At 40.4% G+C, this 15,633-nt stretch carries 11 protein-coding genes and 2 tRNA genes; 8 read left to right on the forward strand and 5 right to left on the reverse strand.

Features of this window, described 5'->3' with window-relative positions; genetic code table 11:
- Positions 1-10: 10 nt before the first annotated feature.
- On the reverse strand, positions 11-1,459 hold the full coding sequence (locus tag N6B01_RS13410; protein ID WP_262079232.1) for an SEL1-like repeat protein: 1,449 nt from the start codon (positions 1,457-1,459) through the stop codon (positions 11-13).
- Between the two features lie 237 nt (positions 1,460-1,696).
- Between N6B01_RS13410 and N6B01_RS13415 the strand changes: the two genes are divergently transcribed.
- Positions 1,697-2,443: a hypothetical protein gene (locus tag N6B01_RS13415; protein WP_262079233.1), complete on the forward strand. Its 747-nt coding sequence runs from the start codon at positions 1,697-1,699 to the stop codon at positions 2,441-2,443.
- Positions 2,444-2,548: 105 nt separating this feature from the next.
- Here N6B01_RS13415 and N6B01_RS13420 read toward each other — a convergent pair.
- Positions 2,549-2,623, reverse strand: a tRNA-Gly gene (locus N6B01_RS13420).
- A 380-nt stretch (positions 2,624-3,003) separates the two neighbouring features.
- Here N6B01_RS13420 and holA point away from each other — a divergent pair.
- From holA to N6B01_RS13435, 3 genes are all read left to right on the forward strand, one after another.
- Positions 3,004-4,050, forward strand: coding sequence for a DNA polymerase III subunit delta (holA, locus tag N6B01_RS13425; protein WP_262079235.1), 1,047 nt, complete (start codon positions 3,004-3,006; stop codon positions 4,048-4,050).
- A gap of 384 nt (positions 4,051-4,434) precedes the next feature.
- Complete coding sequence (locus N6B01_RS13430; protein WP_262079236.1) at positions 4,435-4,998, forward strand: undecaprenyl-diphosphatase; 564 nt, start codon at positions 4,435-4,437, stop codon at positions 4,996-4,998.
- Positions 4,999-5,219: 221 nt separating this feature from the next.
- Positions 5,220-7,181 (forward strand): ABC transporter ATP-binding protein, encoded by a 1,962-nt coding sequence (locus N6B01_RS13435; protein ID WP_262079238.1) that lies wholly within the window; start codon positions 5,220-5,222, stop codon positions 7,179-7,181.
- A gap of 67 nt (positions 7,182-7,248) precedes the next feature.
- Here the strand turns inward: N6B01_RS13435 and nth are convergent, their stop codons facing one another.
- On the reverse strand, positions 7,249-7,953 hold the full coding sequence (gene nth / locus N6B01_RS13440; protein ID WP_262079239.1) for an endonuclease III: 705 nt from the start codon (positions 7,951-7,953) through the stop codon (positions 7,249-7,251).
- Positions 7,954-8,378: 425 nt separating this feature from the next.
- Here nth and N6B01_RS13445 point away from each other — a divergent pair.
- Positions 8,379-8,453 (forward strand) — tRNA-Gly (locus N6B01_RS13445).
- Between the two features lie 144 nt (positions 8,454-8,597).
- Here N6B01_RS13445 and upp read toward each other — a convergent pair.
- Positions 8,598-9,227, reverse strand: coding sequence for a uracil phosphoribosyltransferase (gene upp / locus N6B01_RS13450; RefSeq protein ID WP_182418252.1), 630 nt, complete (start codon positions 9,225-9,227; stop codon positions 8,598-8,600).
- 569 nt (positions 9,228-9,796) lie between these two features.
- On the opposite strand from upp, the gene ubiE reads away from it, so the two are divergent.
- The 3 genes from ubiE (at position 9,797) to coaBC (ending at position 13,479) form a co-directional block, all read left to right on the forward strand.
- The gene (gene ubiE, locus N6B01_RS13455) at positions 9,797-10,594 is read left to right on the forward strand and encodes a bifunctional demethylmenaquinone methyltransferase/2-methoxy-6-polyprenyl-1,4-benzoquinol methylase UbiE (protein ID WP_262079240.1); all 798 of its coding nucleotides are present in this window, start codon (positions 9,797-9,799) and stop codon (positions 10,592-10,594) included.
- On the forward strand, positions 10,594-12,174 hold the full coding sequence (gene ubiB, locus N6B01_RS13460; protein ID WP_182418254.1) for a 2-polyprenylphenol 6-hydroxylase: 1,581 nt from the start codon (positions 10,594-10,596) through the stop codon (positions 12,172-12,174). The genes ubiE and ubiB overlap by 1 nt, the downstream gene beginning before the upstream one ends.
- A gap of 63 nt (positions 12,175-12,237) precedes the next feature.
- Entirely contained in the window at positions 12,238-13,479 is a 1,242-nt protein-coding gene (coaBC, locus tag N6B01_RS13465; RefSeq protein WP_262079241.1) for a bifunctional phosphopantothenoylcysteine decarboxylase/phosphopantothenate--cysteine ligase CoaBC, read from the forward strand.
- Positions 13,480-13,588: 109 nt separating this feature from the next.
- Here coaBC and N6B01_RS13470 read toward each other — a convergent pair whose 3' ends face one another.
- Positions 13,589-15,550, reverse strand: coding sequence for a M23 family metallopeptidase (locus tag N6B01_RS13470; protein WP_262079243.1), 1,962 nt, complete (start codon positions 15,548-15,550; stop codon positions 13,589-13,591).
- Between the last annotated feature and the right edge of the window lie 83 nt (positions 15,551-15,633).

Genomic DNA, 15,633 nt, shown 5'->3' on the forward strand with positions numbered 1-15,633 from the left:
CGCTAGGCTTTTAGCTAATAGATCGCGCAATTTCTTTTAAAAATTTAAGTGCATCTTCATCGCCGCTTTCTGCTGCACAATTAATCCATTTTAATCCCTCGGTTTGATTTTTTTCAACGCCGTTGCCATGATAAATCATGCGCCCCAAATTAAATTGGCCATCACTGAGCCCTTGGTTTGCGGCAAGGCGATAAAGGCGGAGGGCTTCTTGATAATCTTGATTTACACCCAAACCCTTTTCATACATTGAACCAAGACTGGCTTGACCGTAGGCACTTTCTTGATCGGCAGCAAGGCGATAAAGGCGTATTGCTTCTTGGTAATCTTGTTTAACTCCGTCACCATCTTCATAAAGTGAGGCTAAGTTAACTTGAGCATAGGCGTTACCTTGTGCAACGGCTAATTGATAATAATAGGCGGCTTTTTCTTTATCTACGTCAACGCCGTCGCCTATTTTATACATATGAGCGATATTATTTTGTGCATATGCTAATCCTTTCGCCGCAGCGAGTTGGTAAAGGCGCAAGGCTTCTTGCTTATTTTGTTCAAAATATTCACCGTTACTATATTTTACCGCCAAATTATACTGCGCCTCAGGACTTCCTTGCGCTGCTGCTAATTGGTAATAACGAATAGTCTCAGTTATGTTTCTCTCAAAATCCAAGCCATCATGATACTTTTCTGCTAATGCCAATTGTGCCGAAATATTGCCTTGTTCCGCGGCTTGTTTCAAAAGACGTTCGCATTCACGGTTATCATGTTCAACGCCTAATCCGTGATTATAAAGCCCTGCTAGCATGTATTGGGCTTCATCATCGCCCTGTTCTGCTGCTAAGCGATAAAAATAGACAGCTTTTTCGTAATCTTGGTCAACGCCTTCTCCATCCTTAAAAAGGTGCGCAAGCGTGCGTTGGGCTTGTAAATGACCTTGTTCTGCGGCCAATTGGTATAACCTAACCGCTTCGCTAATATTTTTTTCAATGCCATAGCCATGTTGATACATGAGGGCTAAATTAATTTGCGCAACTTCATTGCCTTGCTCTGCGGCTAAATGATAAAGTTGCGCTGCCTCTTCCAAGTAATCGGGAATATTTTGATCTTGCATATATAAAAGTGCTAAATTAACTTGCGCGGTAGCATTACCTTGGTTAACAGCAAGGCGTAACCATTCCATAGCTTGTTGTTTATCTTGAGTTACACCTTTTCCCTTGAGATGAAGATAACCCATATAGGCTTGTGAGGCAGCATCACCTTGTAAAGCTGCTTTGCGGTACCAGTAAGCGGCTTCGGTAGTATTTTGAGGGATGCCATCGCCACGCTCATAATTTCCAGCAAGGCATATTTGCGCTTCTAGGCTACCTTGTTTTGCTTGTTTAATTAAATGTGGAAGTATAAATTGTTTAAGAGGAGCTCTTAAAGATTCATCGTTTAATATTTTAAAAAGCTCATCTTTGTCCACAAAAATGCTCCAGCACTAGTAATTTAAGTCTGATCTTATTTTATCGACTATGTATAATTAACCGCTATAATGACTTTTAAGCAATAAATTTTCTTCATTGTTTAAATTATAGATTGAGAAATAAGCGATAGACAATAGCTATTGTTCTTTTGATATTTTATGCTCTTTAAAGCTTGTGAAAGAATAGAAAAAATATTCAATATTTACGAGTTTTAATTATAAACGAATGGAATTATTATGGAAAATTCTAATCGCTTTGAAATAACTGATGGGGTCTTATTAGAAATTACTGAAAATACAGTGTTTTCAGACGCAATAATCCGCTTTAAGTTAGCGCCTACAGGAATATTTGCTTATTTGATAAAATCTCAAAACATCGACATTTGTACTCCATATGATATATTAACAAGCCAAGATATTTTTTGCTTTGATAAAAATGGGGAGTTCTCTTCGGTAAAATGTGCTTCTTCTAATCAAAATAGGAAGACAAAAATATATGACCGCCTTGATTATAAAAAAATAAGATTTGGAAAACTATCTTTATCTGGCACATTGCTGCCTTTTGAGGGAACATCATTTAGATATTTAAATCAAGATGAAAGATATTACCTTTGTTTTTACAAGATTGAAGATTTAAAAAATTCAGAAATTATTTTTTTATCTGATGATTTTGCTTTTATTATCAAAGATAGAAAATATGTTGGGTGGTATTTGAAAAATCCACTAAATTATTTATGTGACAAGCATATTCAACCCAAGCTACCATTTACTGATGTTAACGATGCTGATTATGAGGTATTTAACATTTTTTTAAATGTATTTTCTGACAATCGACTTTATGAATTAGATGAAGATTATGATAAATTAGCAGTTGAGATTTGGACTACTATTTCTAAAATTGCGCCTAAAATTCAAAACGAACAGCGTCGTCAAATATTTTTAAATGCAGCCAGATATTATTATGATTCGAACGTTTTTGAGTAAAACTTAATTTATTTTGAAAATTTATGATTCAATGACAATTATTGACTATTAAAGTTTTCACTGCATCTATTGGGAGTTTGTTAATAAATCAGTTTTTTAGGAAACTGGAGCGGGCGATGGGATTCGAACCCACGACCCCAACCTTGGCAAGGTTGTGCTCTACCCCTGAGCTACGCCCGCTCATTTAGCGTATCGAAGCATTGCGCTTCGTTTCAAGACTGGCGTTATATGCCGCAATGGTGTTGAGAATGCAATAACAAAATTTGTTTTTTATAAAAAAAAATACAACCACTTGTTTTTATGATAAAATTTATCAATCCATATTATTAGAATTTTTGATAAAATTTTGCCTTGGCAAAGATTTGATTCTTTTTTTTAATATAAGAACACTTATATAATAAATTCAGATCCTTTTAGTTTTGCTTGTGAGATGGTATTAAAAAAGACAACCACCAATTTATCGCAGCTTATGAGGCTGATAAATGCTTTTGCTGTTGCTTAACCAAGCATCAAGCCTTAAATCAAAACTACATTTATTAAATCAAAGGATTCTTAGCAAAATGGCGCAACGAAAAGCCCATGAGGTGGATGGTTTTATTCTCAAGCCCTCATCAACTTTTCCCATTGTTCTGGTCTATGGGCCAGATAAAGGTCTTGTGTCCGAACGCGCAACACTGTTTGCTAAAAATACTGGCATTGATTTACAAGATCCGTTTTCAACTTTAAAAATTGATGCAAGTGAAATTGATAGCGATCCTGCTCGCCTTGGTGATGAAGCTCGCACCGTGTCGCTTTTTGGTGGTCAGCGTTTAATATGGGTACGCAATGCAAGTGCCCAAAAAGGTCTTGCCGACGCGGTTAAATGGTTAATAGCAACACCGCCACAAGGCGCTTACGTCTTAATCGAAGCTGGGGATTTGAAAAAAGGCGTGACTGGCTTACGCGGTATTGTCGAGGCTGGTTCTTGCTCCATGGCACTTCCTTGCTATAGCGATAATCAAAGTGGCATTGATGCGCTGATTGATCAAGTGCTTGATGAATTTTCCATGAAAATATCTATGGACGCGCGTAAATGGCTGTGTGAAAGTCTTGGTGCTGACCGCTTGGCATCACGCGGCGAATTGGAAAAACTCTGCTTTTATGCCAAGGGCCAAGATGAAATCAGCGTAGATGATGTTGCTCATGCGGTAAGCGATGTCAGCGCGCTTTCGCAAGATGAAATTATTGATAGTGTGCTTTCTGGCAATATTGATAGTTTTAACCAGCATTTTGATCGGCAGGTTGAAAGCGGCGCAGCCTTATTTCTTGTATTAAGTGCAGCGCAAAGACAATTTCAACAATTAATGCAAATGCGAGCTCAAATGGACAATGATAGGGCATCAGCGAGCCAATTGGTAAAATCCGCTCGTCCGCCAATATTCTTCAAACGAGCACAAATTGTAGAGCGCGCATTAAATAGCTGGACGATGCCGCGCATCATTCGCGCCATGGAGCGGCTGCAAAACGCCGTTCTTGAAAGTCGTAAATCGGCGGCACTTAGCGTGCCAATTATCCGTCAAACATTGCTGGCTTTAACGGTTGAGGCTGCCCGTTCATCACAACGTTGATAAAATGATAAGCGAACATTGACGTTTTTAAATGCCCTATAAATTTTACGGTCTTGGTGGATTTTATATTGGCTTTTTATGAACTCTTATCTTCATTTGGCACAATATGCATTAAAACTTGCGAAGACTTATTTTGGGCTCTTTTTTAAAAAGCCAGTTGAATAAGAGTTTGAGCGTTTACTCAACCTTCAAGGTTTAAATTTATATTTTAGATTGGATAATTATAATATATGCCTAGTTAAAGTCAAAAATAAAACTTACGAGTATGTGGTATACACCACGTACTCCAAAATTTGAGATGGCGAAGCCTATGTTTATTGGCAAGCGTTCATCTTAAGCATTTTATTATAAAAATTAAATGCGCTTATTATAAATGGACAAATTATGCTTTCAACGATTGATACATTTTTAGCTCAAAGCCTTGCTGGCAACAGTGAAACTCCAACATTGATCATTTGGTTTGGAATTTTTTGCGCCAAAGGGCTGCTTTATTTTATACCGCTTCATTTATTACTTTTATGGTTTGCAGGGGGGAAGTTTGAAAGACTAGCCGCTTTGACAATTGTCGCAAGTATCATAACCGGCTTATTTATTGGTTATTTAATAAGCCTTGGATTTTATCGAGAACGCCCCTTCGTCGCTGGTATTGTTGAAGCACTTATTCATCATTCGCCGAATGCGTCATTTCCGTCTAATCACGCTACCATTTGTGCGGCTTATTTTTTCAGTCTTTATTTATTACGCTATAAAATGGCGGCAAAATTTGCGCTCGGCTTATTAGTTCTTGTCTGCTGGGGACGTATTTTTGTTGGCGTTCATTATCCTTTTGATATTTTGGCAGGCATTATCATTGGTGGTCTTAGTGCTTATGGCTGCACCCGCTTTGTTTTGCCTAGAATTCCAACGATTTTAACTGCTTTTCCAACTCAAAAAATGGAAAATAGATAAGCTGCTATTATAATTTAACAAAGCTGATAAGCCTAAATCTGTTAAAATGCATTTATTTTTGTTTTAAAATGCTAGCAATGATTCTTACTTATTAGCCTTGCTTCGGCAGAATATATTATTAGAATCTAATGTTTTAGGTGATGGCGTTTTTAAATCACTTGTAAGTCAGGCGTAATGCCGATAAAATGCGCCAAAAGAAATAAAAAGGTATTTTGACCAATATGGCAAAAAAAACACAGAAATTGTCAGAAAATGACATGACGCTAATCAAGCGCTTGCTTAGTGAAAATTTTCGCAAACATTTTTTTCACTATTTTCTAGCAATTATCTCCATGCTTATCATTGCAGCGACAACTGCCTTTAGCGCTTATATTATGAAGCCAATGGTTGACGGCTTGGTTGTTGACAAGAATAAAAGCCATGTTTTTATGGTGGCAATCTTTATTGCTTGTATTTTTGTTGTGAAAGGTTTTGCAACATTTTTTAATTCGCTTTATCTAGCAAGAGCCGGTAACAGCGTTGTGGCTGAGCAACAAAAGAAGGTCTATGCGCGTATTTTATCGCAAGGAGTTGCGTTTTTTCAAAAAAATGCACCAGCTGATCTTTTGATGCTGGTCACCAATTTTTCGCAAATGGCGCGTGGTGTCATTGATTTATTGGTGACGACCTATGTCCGTGATCTTTTCCAAGTTGTTGGTCTTTTAGCTGTGATGCTTTACACAAATTGGCTATTAACTAGCATTTCGCTTCTAATTGGGCCTTTGGCATTTTTGGGTGTGCGTATCCTTACGAAAAAAGTTAAAAAAATTATGGCAAAGGAAATGGCCTCCTTAACCGCCATTATTCAAATTATGCAAGAGACATCTATTGGTATTCGGGTGTTGAAAGCCTTTGCGCTTGAGCCAAAGATGCAAGCGCGTATGAACAGCGCGATTAGTGATGTTGAATCGCGCTCAAATTCCATTGCGTTTTATAGTGCGGCAACCGCACCGGTTATGGAAACCCTTGCCGGTCTTGCTATTGCTGTAGTCATTGCTTTTTCAGGTGTAATGGTGATTGATCATGGGGCAAGCCCTGGTGATTTAATGTCATTTATTACCGCTCTTCTTCTTGCTTATGAGCCAGCCAAACGTATTGCCAATACACGTGTCAAACTTGAGACTTTGATGATTGGTGTTCGCATGCTCTATCAAGTTATGGATCATCCTTTAACCCTCGTTGAATCCAAAAATGCCAAGACTTTAACTGCATCAAAGGGTGAAGTGGCTTTTTCTGATGTTAAATTTGCCTATCCTGAGGGTGATGACGTTCTCCATGGTATTAGTTTAGCAATTCCTGCCGGTAAAATGACCGCTCTCGTTGGCGCTTCAGGGTCAGGTAAATCGACGATGATCAATTTGATCATGCGCCTTTATGATCCAACACAAGGGCAAATTTTTATAGATGGTCAAGATATTAAGGAAGTAACCTTTGCCTCATTGCGTGATGCAATGTCCTATGTTGGACAGGACACATTTCTTTTTAAAGGCAGCGTAAAACATAATATTAGCATGGGGCGCCCTGATGCTAGTGACGAGGAAATTATTGCTGCGGCCAAAGACGCCAATGCTCACGAATTTATTGTTAAACTTCGTGATGGTTACGATACCGATATTGGTGAAAATGGTGGCAATCTTTCTGGTGGCCAACGCCAACGTATTGCCATTGCGCGCGCCATGCTACGCAATGCGCGCATTCTTATTCTAGATGAGGCAACCAGTGCCCTTGATTCAGAATCTGAAGCATCTGTACAACAAGCCTTGGATCGTCTTACTGATGGTCGCACCACAATCGTTATTGCCCATCGTCTTTCAACCATTGCCAATGCCGATAAGATTGTTGTTATGCAACACGGTAATATCATTGAGCAAGGGACACAAGCCCAATTGCTCGCCAAGGAAAATGGTGTTTATGCACGCCTTCATGAATTGCAATATCGCAATGGTGGGATCGGCAGCAATGAAAGTTTGGAAGATCTTATCAATGAAAATGACGATCTATCAAAAATCGAAGGTTATAGGATAGCAACGGCAAAATCTGCACCAGAGCAACTTAACCAAACTGATAAGGAAACGGCTGAAAAGGATGATCTTCAAGATGTGCCAATTGGAACACGCGGTGGTCCGGCAATCCAACGTAGCTAAAATTTCACCATAGGCACAAATTTTATATCTTTATTAAGGGGTATTTTGTTTGAATACGAAATGCTCCTTAATTTATAACCATGATAGGCGCAGGAATTGCATTGGTTTTAACTGCAGCGTGACAAATATCTGCAATTATGCAAGCTTTGCATTCTGGTGTTCGCGCCTTGCATACATAGCGGCCATGTAAAATCAACCAATGATGGGCATTTTTTAAATAGGCTTTTGGAATAATTTTTAATAATTTTTCCTCAACCTCGTCAGGAGTTTTCCCCGGCGCAAGCCCAAGGCGATTACCAATGCGAAAAATATGGGTATCCACCGCCAATGTGGGCTTATCATAAATAATATTTAACACCACATTAGCCGTTTTTCTGCCAACACCAGCAAGGGTAATCAAAGCATCACGGTTATCCGGCACTTGACTATGAAAATTGGCAATGAGTGATTTTGACAAGGCAATGACATTTTTAGCTTTGCTGCGCCAAAGCCCTATAGTGCGGATATATTCGCCCAACCCTTCCTCGCCAAGCTCCACCATTTTTTCAGGTGTATCGGCAACTTTGAATAATTCCTTTGTCGCCTTATTCACACCAATATCAGTTGCTTGCGCCGATAATGCAACCGCAACAAGCAAAGTAAAGGCATTGGTATAACGCAGCTCACTTTCAGGATTGGGGCGCTGCAATGAAAAGCGATGGAAAATTTCTTCAATTTCCTCTTTGGTATATAAAGTACCAGCAACGCGGCGTGCTTTTTTAATTGCAGTCATTATTGAATAGGTCCAATTGTAATGAGGTGATTTCTTTACTTAGAGCATTTTTAAAAAACTGTGAAGCAATTTCCAAAATCTGCATTGATAGCTTTTGCAATCGCTTTATGTCTATAAGATGATATTAAAAGTCGCATTTTTAAATAGCAGCGTGTAGTTTTTCCTAAAACTTTAGCGTATTGGACAACAGGCATTGATTGTCATTTGAATTGAAAGAGGATGAATATAGTTTAAAAGCTAAAACTTATCCCCAACCGATAGCGTTCATTGCCAAATTAATGCTTATTTTTGTCATAAAAGGCGAATTTTAAAAAATATTTGCATTTTTATACATTTTTTTGAATTTTTGCTATTGCATTCTCAACACCGTTGCGGCATATAACGCCAATCTTGAACGAAGCGCTATGCTTCGATACGCTAAATGAGCGGGCGTAGCTCAGGGGTAGAGCACAACCTTGCCAAGGTTGGGGTCGTGGGTTCGAATCCCATCGCCCGCTCCAATTTTCACAAAACATATATTAAAACGTAAATTCTTTGTTTGGCAATTTGAATTGTCACGTTTTTTAGTTAAAAAATAAAGCACTTTTATTGTTCAGTATAAAAGTGCTTTGTAGAACTAGCTTTGTAATTATTAGATGAATTACCTATTTGGTTCCAAACATGCGATCGCCCGCATCACCAAGCCCCGGTAAAATATAGCTATTTTCATCAAGACCATTATCAATGGATGCTGTGTAAATATCAACATCGGGGTGTTTTTCTTGCAAAAATTTCAAGCCTTGCTGAACAGCTAAAACGCAAACGAATCGAATTTGGTCGGCGCCACGCTCTTTAAGACGTGAAATTGCCGCAGCTGCCGAATGCCCTGTCGCAAGCATTGGATCAACCACAATGACCAAGCGTTCACCTAAATCTTCTGGTGCTTTGAAGTAATATTCAATTGGCTCTAATGTAGTATGATCGCGGTAAAGTCCAATATGGGAAACCCGTGCCGATGGAATAAGCGATAACATGCCTTCTAATAGGCCTTCACCCGCACGCAAAATTGAGGCAAGCACAAGTTTTTTTCCATCAAGCACCGGTGCTTCCATTGGCATCATCGGTGTTTCGATGGTTGTTGTGGTCATCGGCAAGTCGCGTGTTACTTCATAGCCCATGAGTAGGGCGACTTCACGCAATAATTGACGAAAATCACCGGTTGACGTTTCCTTTTTGCGCATCATAGTTAGTTTATGGGCAACGAGCGGATGAGAGATAACATGAACTTGTGACACGGTTATTTCCTAAGTTTTACAGTTAGCAATTTTAGTTTATATATGATGGGCGTATTTGATTGGGTTTAAAAATCAAATGGAAATGACGAAATTTTTTTTCAAGAAGGTATAAATTTTGTCAAAATCTTATATCATGCTTTAACACGTTTTTAAATGACGCAAGGTTTAATAAAAAATATTTCTAAAATAAATTTGGCGTTAAAATCAATGGCTGTTTTCTGCAATTGCATTGATAAATAAAATAAGCAATTAAGGTTTAGCGACGCTTATTTTTTATTGGCTTTTATCGAGCATTGCAGTTCAGTGCAGTCTATAGTAGATAGAATAAATAATTTGAATTTGATGAAAAAATGAAGCAGTGCAAAATGGTTTTCCCAAAATGGTTTTTGTTTTTGTTTGTGTATTCACTAGATAAGATAGGCAGTTTCATCAAGTTTATGGCTTTTAAAGATGTGCCCATTTAAAAGGTTTTGTAAAAGAATTCGTTTTTGGCTTTTTTGGCTAAATAAACACGTTTTTTTGAGAGATGATTTTGGGCATGGTGAGAACATATCAAAAGGGTTTTTAAAATGGCAACCGAAGATATCAAGGATAGCAATTCCCGTGTGGGCGCACTTGGTGGCATGGAAAATTCTTTTGGCTTTAAAGCTGTAAAAGAAGAAGAAAAGCAAAATATGGTCAATAGTGTTTTCCATTCTGTTGCCCGTAAATATGATATTATGAATGATGTAATGTCGGTGGGCATGCATCGTTTATGGAAAGATGCCATGGTTGCTTGGCTATCACCGCCTCATCTTGATGGCTGGACAGTGCTTGATGTTGCAGGTGGTACGGGTGATATTTCATTTAAAATTATCGAGGCATCTGGTCGCCATGCCCATGCAACGGTTTTAGATATTAACGGTTCCATGCTAGAAGTTGGCCGTGAGCGGGCCGAGAAAAAGGGGCTGCTTAATCATTGCAATTTTGTTGAAGCCAATGCAGAAAAGCTGCCCTTTGATGACCGTCAATTTGATGCTCATACGATAGCCTTTGGTATCCGCAATGTGCCGCACATTGATAAGGCGCTTTCTGAGGCTTTCCGTGTGTTAAAGCCGGGTGGTCGCTTCATGTGTCTTGAATTTTCCGAAGTTGAACTACCAATTCTTGATAAGGTTTATGATCTTTGGTCTTTCCATGGTATTCCACGCGTTGGACAAATGATTGCAGGGGACGCTGATTCCTATCGCTATCTTGTCGAATCTATTCGCAAGTTTCCGCGACAGGATGATTTTGCCGACATGATCCGCACAGCTGGATTTTCTAAGGTTAGTTATCGTAATCTCACTGGTGGTATTGCCGCCATCCACTCAGGCTGGAAAATTTAATGTCAAAATTTCTTGCATCCTTGCGTTTGATGCGGGCTGGTTATGTTCTTGCTCGTGAAGGCGTGTTAAGTGCCCTTCCAGCCGATGGACTAACAGGGTTGCCAGCCCTAGGTCATCGTGTCGCTAAATGGATGTCACGTGGTAGTGCAAAAAATAGCGAGCGTTCCGAGCGTATTTCTAATGCAATGAATAGGCTTGGCCCTTCTTATGTCAAGCTTGGACAATTTTTAGCAACCCGTCCTGATATTGTTGGCCGTGATGTTGCCGATGATTTATCTTTGCTGCAAGATAAGGTTAAAACCTTTCCACAAGCTGAAGCTATTGCGCAAATTGAAGGTTCGCTTGGCCGCAAGATTGATGATCTTTTTGTTGAATTTGGCGAACCAATTGCGGCCGCATCGATGGCGCAAGTGCATCCGGCTTGGATTTTGGATGACAATGGCAACCGTAAAAAAGTGGCTGTTAAAGTCATTCGCCCTGGTATTCGGCGCCGCTTTGCTCAAGATCTTGAAGGATTTTACCTTGTAGCAAGAACGCAAGAGCGTTATGTTGCAGCATCGCGGCGGTTACGCCCGGTTCAAGTGGTTGAAAATCTTGAACAGACAACCCGTCTTGAAATGGATTTGCGCTTAGAGGCTGCGGCTCTTTCTGAACTTGGTGAAAACACCAAAAATGATCCAGGTTTTCGCGTTCCAACCGTTGATTGGGAGCGCACTGGCCGTGATGTTTTGACAATGGAATGGATTGACGGCATTAAAATGTCGGATCGTGATTCCTTGGTTGCAGCTGGTTTTGATCTTGAGGCGTTATCGGTCACTCTGATCCAATCTTTTTTACGCCATACTTTGCGCGACGGTTTCTTTCATGCCGATATGCATCCAGGCAATTTATTTGTCGATAAGGATGGTATTATTGTTGCGGTTGATCTTGGCATTACCGGTCGGCTTGGTAAAAAGGAAAAGCGTTATCTGGCTGAAATTCTTTATGGTTTTATTAAACGTGATTATTACCGCGTTGCTAAAGTCCATTTTGAAGCGGGCTATGTGCCATCGCATCATAGTATCGAAAGTTTTGCGCAAGCTAACCGCGCGATTGGTGAGCCAGTGCATGGCCAATCTGCCGAAACTATTTCGATGGCACGGCTTTTGACGCTGCTTTTTGAAGTAACAGAACTATTTGACATGGAAACGCGGCCAGAACTTATTCTCTTACAAAAAACTATGGTCGTAGTTGAAGGAGTGGCGCGCACATTAGATCCTCATCTCAATATGTGGAAAGCTGCCGATCCTGTAGTATCTGACTGGATCATGCAAAATTTAGGGCCCTTAGGTTTGGTAAAGGATTTGCGTGATAGTGCCATTGCTGTCACCGATCTCGTGCGCAAAACGCCAGAACTTACCAAGCGTTTTGATGAAATCACCGCCGGCATGGCACATATGTCAAAACATGGCATTGTTCTTGATGAAGCAACATTAAAGCGTCTTGCTCGCTATCAATCCCGTAGCGGACGATTCATGCGTTATGCCATTTATATTATTGCCGCTTGTATTCTTTACATCACTTTAAGAATGATATTTTAGCTTCTATTTCAATAGTGGCTTTGGCTGTATAAGTCATAGACAACGACATAAGGCATGTATTCAATGGATTTAAACGATAAAAAGATATTATTGATTATTGGCGGTAGTATTGCCGCGTATAAATCCCTTGATCTTATCCGCCGCTTGCGAGAAAATGGTGCAACTGTCACGGTTGTCATGACAAAGGCCGCGCAAGAAATAATTACACCACTTGCGGCTGGTGCTTTGAGCGCCAATCACGTTTACACCGATCTTTTTTCGCGGCTTGATGAGCAAGATGTCGGCCATATCCGCCTTGCTCGCAATCATGATCTTATTATTGTTGCACCTTGCACTGCAAGCCGCATGGCAAAAATGGCAATAGGCATTGGTGATGATCTTGCCGGTGCGATAATTTTAGCGCGAAACTGCCCAATCTTATGCGCACCTGCCATGAATCCAATGATGTGGAAAAATCTAGCAACCAAGCGAAATCTTAAAACTCTTCAAGATGATGGTTTTTTCTTTATTGGCCCTGAAAAGGGCGAGATGGCTGAAGCTTATGAAAATGGTCTTGGCCGCATGAGTGAGCCATTGACTATTGTTGAGGCTGCTAAAAAAATTTTATTAGATAAAAACGACCGCCCCTTATCTGGCCATCATATCATTGTGACATCAGGCCCCACCCATGAACCAATTGATCCCGTGCGGTATATTGCCAATCGCTCTTCAGGAAAGCAAGGGCATGCAATAGCCAAGGCTCTTGGTTATTTGGGCGCTAAGGTAACACTCGTTTCTGGTCCTGTTAGTGTTGATGATCCACAAAAAACTCCTTTTTTGGATATTGAAACCATCCATGTAGAAACAGCTCATGAAATGCTACAGCAAGTTGAGATTGCTTTGCCGGCAGATGTAGCTATTTTTGCTGCAGCCGTTGCAGATTGGCGCATGGATAGCCCAAAAAATCAAAAAATGAAAAAGCAGCAAGGGCAAGATAGCCTTACTCTCTCCATGGTGCAAAACCCAGATATTCTTGCAACGATTGCTCATGGTGATAATCGCCCAAAGTTGGTTATTGGTTTTGCCGCAGAAACCAATGATTTGATTAGCTATGCCCAAAAAAAATTAGAAAAAAAGGCTGCTGATTGGATTATCGCCAATGATGTTTCAATGAATGAAAAAGGCGAAAGCATTATGGGGGGCGATGAGAATCATATTCATATTGTGCAAAAGGATAAGGTTGAGGAATGGCCGCTTCTTAATAAGCAGCAGGTGGCCGAAAAATTAGCCGAAAAAATTGCAGATTATTTTGCTTCTCAAAGATGACAGTTTAAAAGCTTTATTCTCTATATTATTCAAATGCATATGTGTAAAATGGGCGGTAGTAACCGCCCTTTATTTTGTTGATAGTGCTAAAAATAACTCAAATTCTAACCTATGAATTCGATAAAGGTGCAGATGAAGCTACTTGCGTGCTGCGAGGGCCATTTTTCATTAAAGCATCAATATGATCGCGCTCACGTTTGAAAGCGATAAGATCATCACCGCGAAGAGATTCTTCATCGGGAAGGCGGATACGCATCGGATCGACTTTTGTGCCATTCACAACAATTTCGTAATGGAGATGTGGCCCGGTTGAAAGTCCGGTAGAGCCAACAAAACCGATAACTTGCCCTTGGCGCACATGCATGCCGGGCTTTAACCCTTCTGCAAAGGCACTTTGGTGGGAGTAACTGCTAATATAGCCGTTGGCATGTTGGATTTCTGTGTGGTTACCATAACCACTACTCCAGCCTGCTTTTAAGACAATACCATCACCGGCAGCAACAATCGGTGCTCCTCGTGGAGCTGACCAGTCAACACCTGTATGCATGCGCACATAGCCAAGAATCGGATGGCGTCTTGGGCCAAAGGGCGAGCGAAACACACCATTGGGTACTGGTTTTCTTAATAAGAATTGCTTGGAGTTACGCCCTTCGCGGTCATAATAATCAATTTTCCCGTCTTGGGATTGAAAGCGGTAATAGCGCTTTACTATGTCGCCAAAAGTTGCTGCAACATATAAAATTTCTGGATTTGCATTAGCCAGCGTCTTATCTGGTTTTGGATAAAATACCTCTAAAGAATCAGTGGCTGATATATTCGATTGCATATCAACATCATTTGCTAGCATACGTACTAATTGACGTGCGCTATCCTCACCCATATTGTAAGATAGAGCAGCTTGTACAACAGCATCATAGACCGAAGGTAGCTTATCTGTGGCAACACGAATGATCGGCATATCACCATCAAGAGCAGAAATTAAAAGCTCTGTCGTTTCAGGTTCTGCGCAGCGTATAAAATTATTATTATCGTCAAGCGCGATGCTCATAACATGTTTTTTGTCATTATAAATACTAGCGCGTACTATAGAGCGTTTTCCGGTTTTATCGGTTTCAACTCCAAGTCGTAAAATGCTACCGGCAGGTAAATCGTCTCTCTTGGTCATCGCGTTAAGAGCATCGGCGATGCGATCGGCATCCTCGCCTATAAAGTTTGCGCGATTTAAGATATCAATTATCTTTTCATCACGGATAAAGGGTAAAATATCCTCAGAATAGTTTTCAATAGCTTGGCGATTATTCGATCCCATTGCGATAGAGACGTTTTCTTGGAAAATCCTGACATCAAGCGCATCAGAAAAGCTGACCGATCGGCTTAAACTCTTGACTTGGGCTGGATCAATATAATGCAATGCGGCAACTTGTGCGACACCAGTACCCAATGAACTAGCCGCAACTTTTACCGTGTGCTCCACTTCCTCGGTGCTTAATTGGTCAATAACGTCTGAAAACTGCGCATCGAGGGGGAAGTCGCGCATGGGAAGTTTTTCCTCCGGTGCAGCTGGCACAGCATAGGATATTGATGCAGTATTGGTAGCTGCAATCGGCGCAACATCTTCAAAAAGGTTTAACGCATTAAATTTGGGGTAGTTGTAAGTTTGGTCATGTTCTTCAGCAAGCGGCATATTAACAAGTTCAAATGCTTGAGCTTTTACAATTTCCTTGCCGCCTACTTTTTGCACCATAGACAATTCAAAGCTACGATTGTCATTAAGTGGAGTTTTAGGCTTGATTGGTATAAGGCGATCACCTTTGACACCACCTGATTTTGCAATGACCCGTTTTGGAATTTCATTGCGGCCAAGTAGTTCGGGTGGGGTAGCTAACTGTTCGTGCCCATCAAGAGCCGCGAATAAAGCGACCCCCATTAAACTAAAAGAAGTAAGACCAGTTAAAAGTGTTCCAACAAGCCATCGTGCGGATATCTGACGCCGATCAGGGCGCCGGTTACCATTAGCGATTATGGCTGGTTCATTACCAGGATCAACTTTTATATTCTTGTGCTTACCCATCCGCTTTAAATCAGTTCCATTTTTCAATTAACCATTAAATGCGAGTTACAAGTGCAAATCTAGCACTTCCTCAAAGTCGGTAT

The sequence above is a fragment of the Bartonella sp. HY406 genome (assembly GCF_025449315.1).
Taxonomy (GTDB): Bacteria; Pseudomonadota; Alphaproteobacteria; order Rhizobiales; family Rhizobiaceae; genus HY038.

Bases quoted from the DNA above. Each gene is read 5' to 3' on its own strand.
- N6B01_RS13415 (WP_262079233.1), top strand. From the start codon at position 1,697: ATGGAAAATTCTAATCGCTTTGAAATAACTGATGGGGTCTTATTAGAA.
- holA (WP_262079235.1), top strand. From the start codon at position 3,004: ATGGCGCAACGAAAAGCCCATGAGGTGGATGGTTTTATTCTCAAGCCC.
- N6B01_RS13430 (WP_262079236.1), top strand. From the start codon at position 4,435: ATGCTTTCAACGATTGATACATTTTTAGCTCAAAGCCTTGCTGGCAAC.
- N6B01_RS13435 (WP_262079238.1), top strand. From the start codon at position 5,220: ATGGCAAAAAAAACACAGAAATTGTCAGAAAATGACATGACGCTAATC.
- nth (WP_262079239.1), bottom strand. From the start codon at position 7,953: ATGACTGCAATTAAAAAAGCACGCCGCGTTGCTGGTACTTTATATACC.
- ubiE (WP_262079240.1), top strand. From the start codon at position 9,797: ATGGCAACCGAAGATATCAAGGATAGCAATTCCCGTGTGGGCGCACTT.
- ubiB (WP_182418254.1), top strand. From the start codon at position 10,594: ATGTCAAAATTTCTTGCATCCTTGCGTTTGATGCGGGCTGGTTATGTT.
- coaBC (WP_262079241.1), top strand. From the start codon at position 12,238: ATGGATTTAAACGATAAAAAGATATTATTGATTATTGGCGGTAGTATT.
- N6B01_RS13470 (WP_262079243.1), bottom strand. From the start codon at position 15,550: ATGGGTAAGCACAAGAATATAAAAGTTGATCCTGGTAATGAACCAGCC.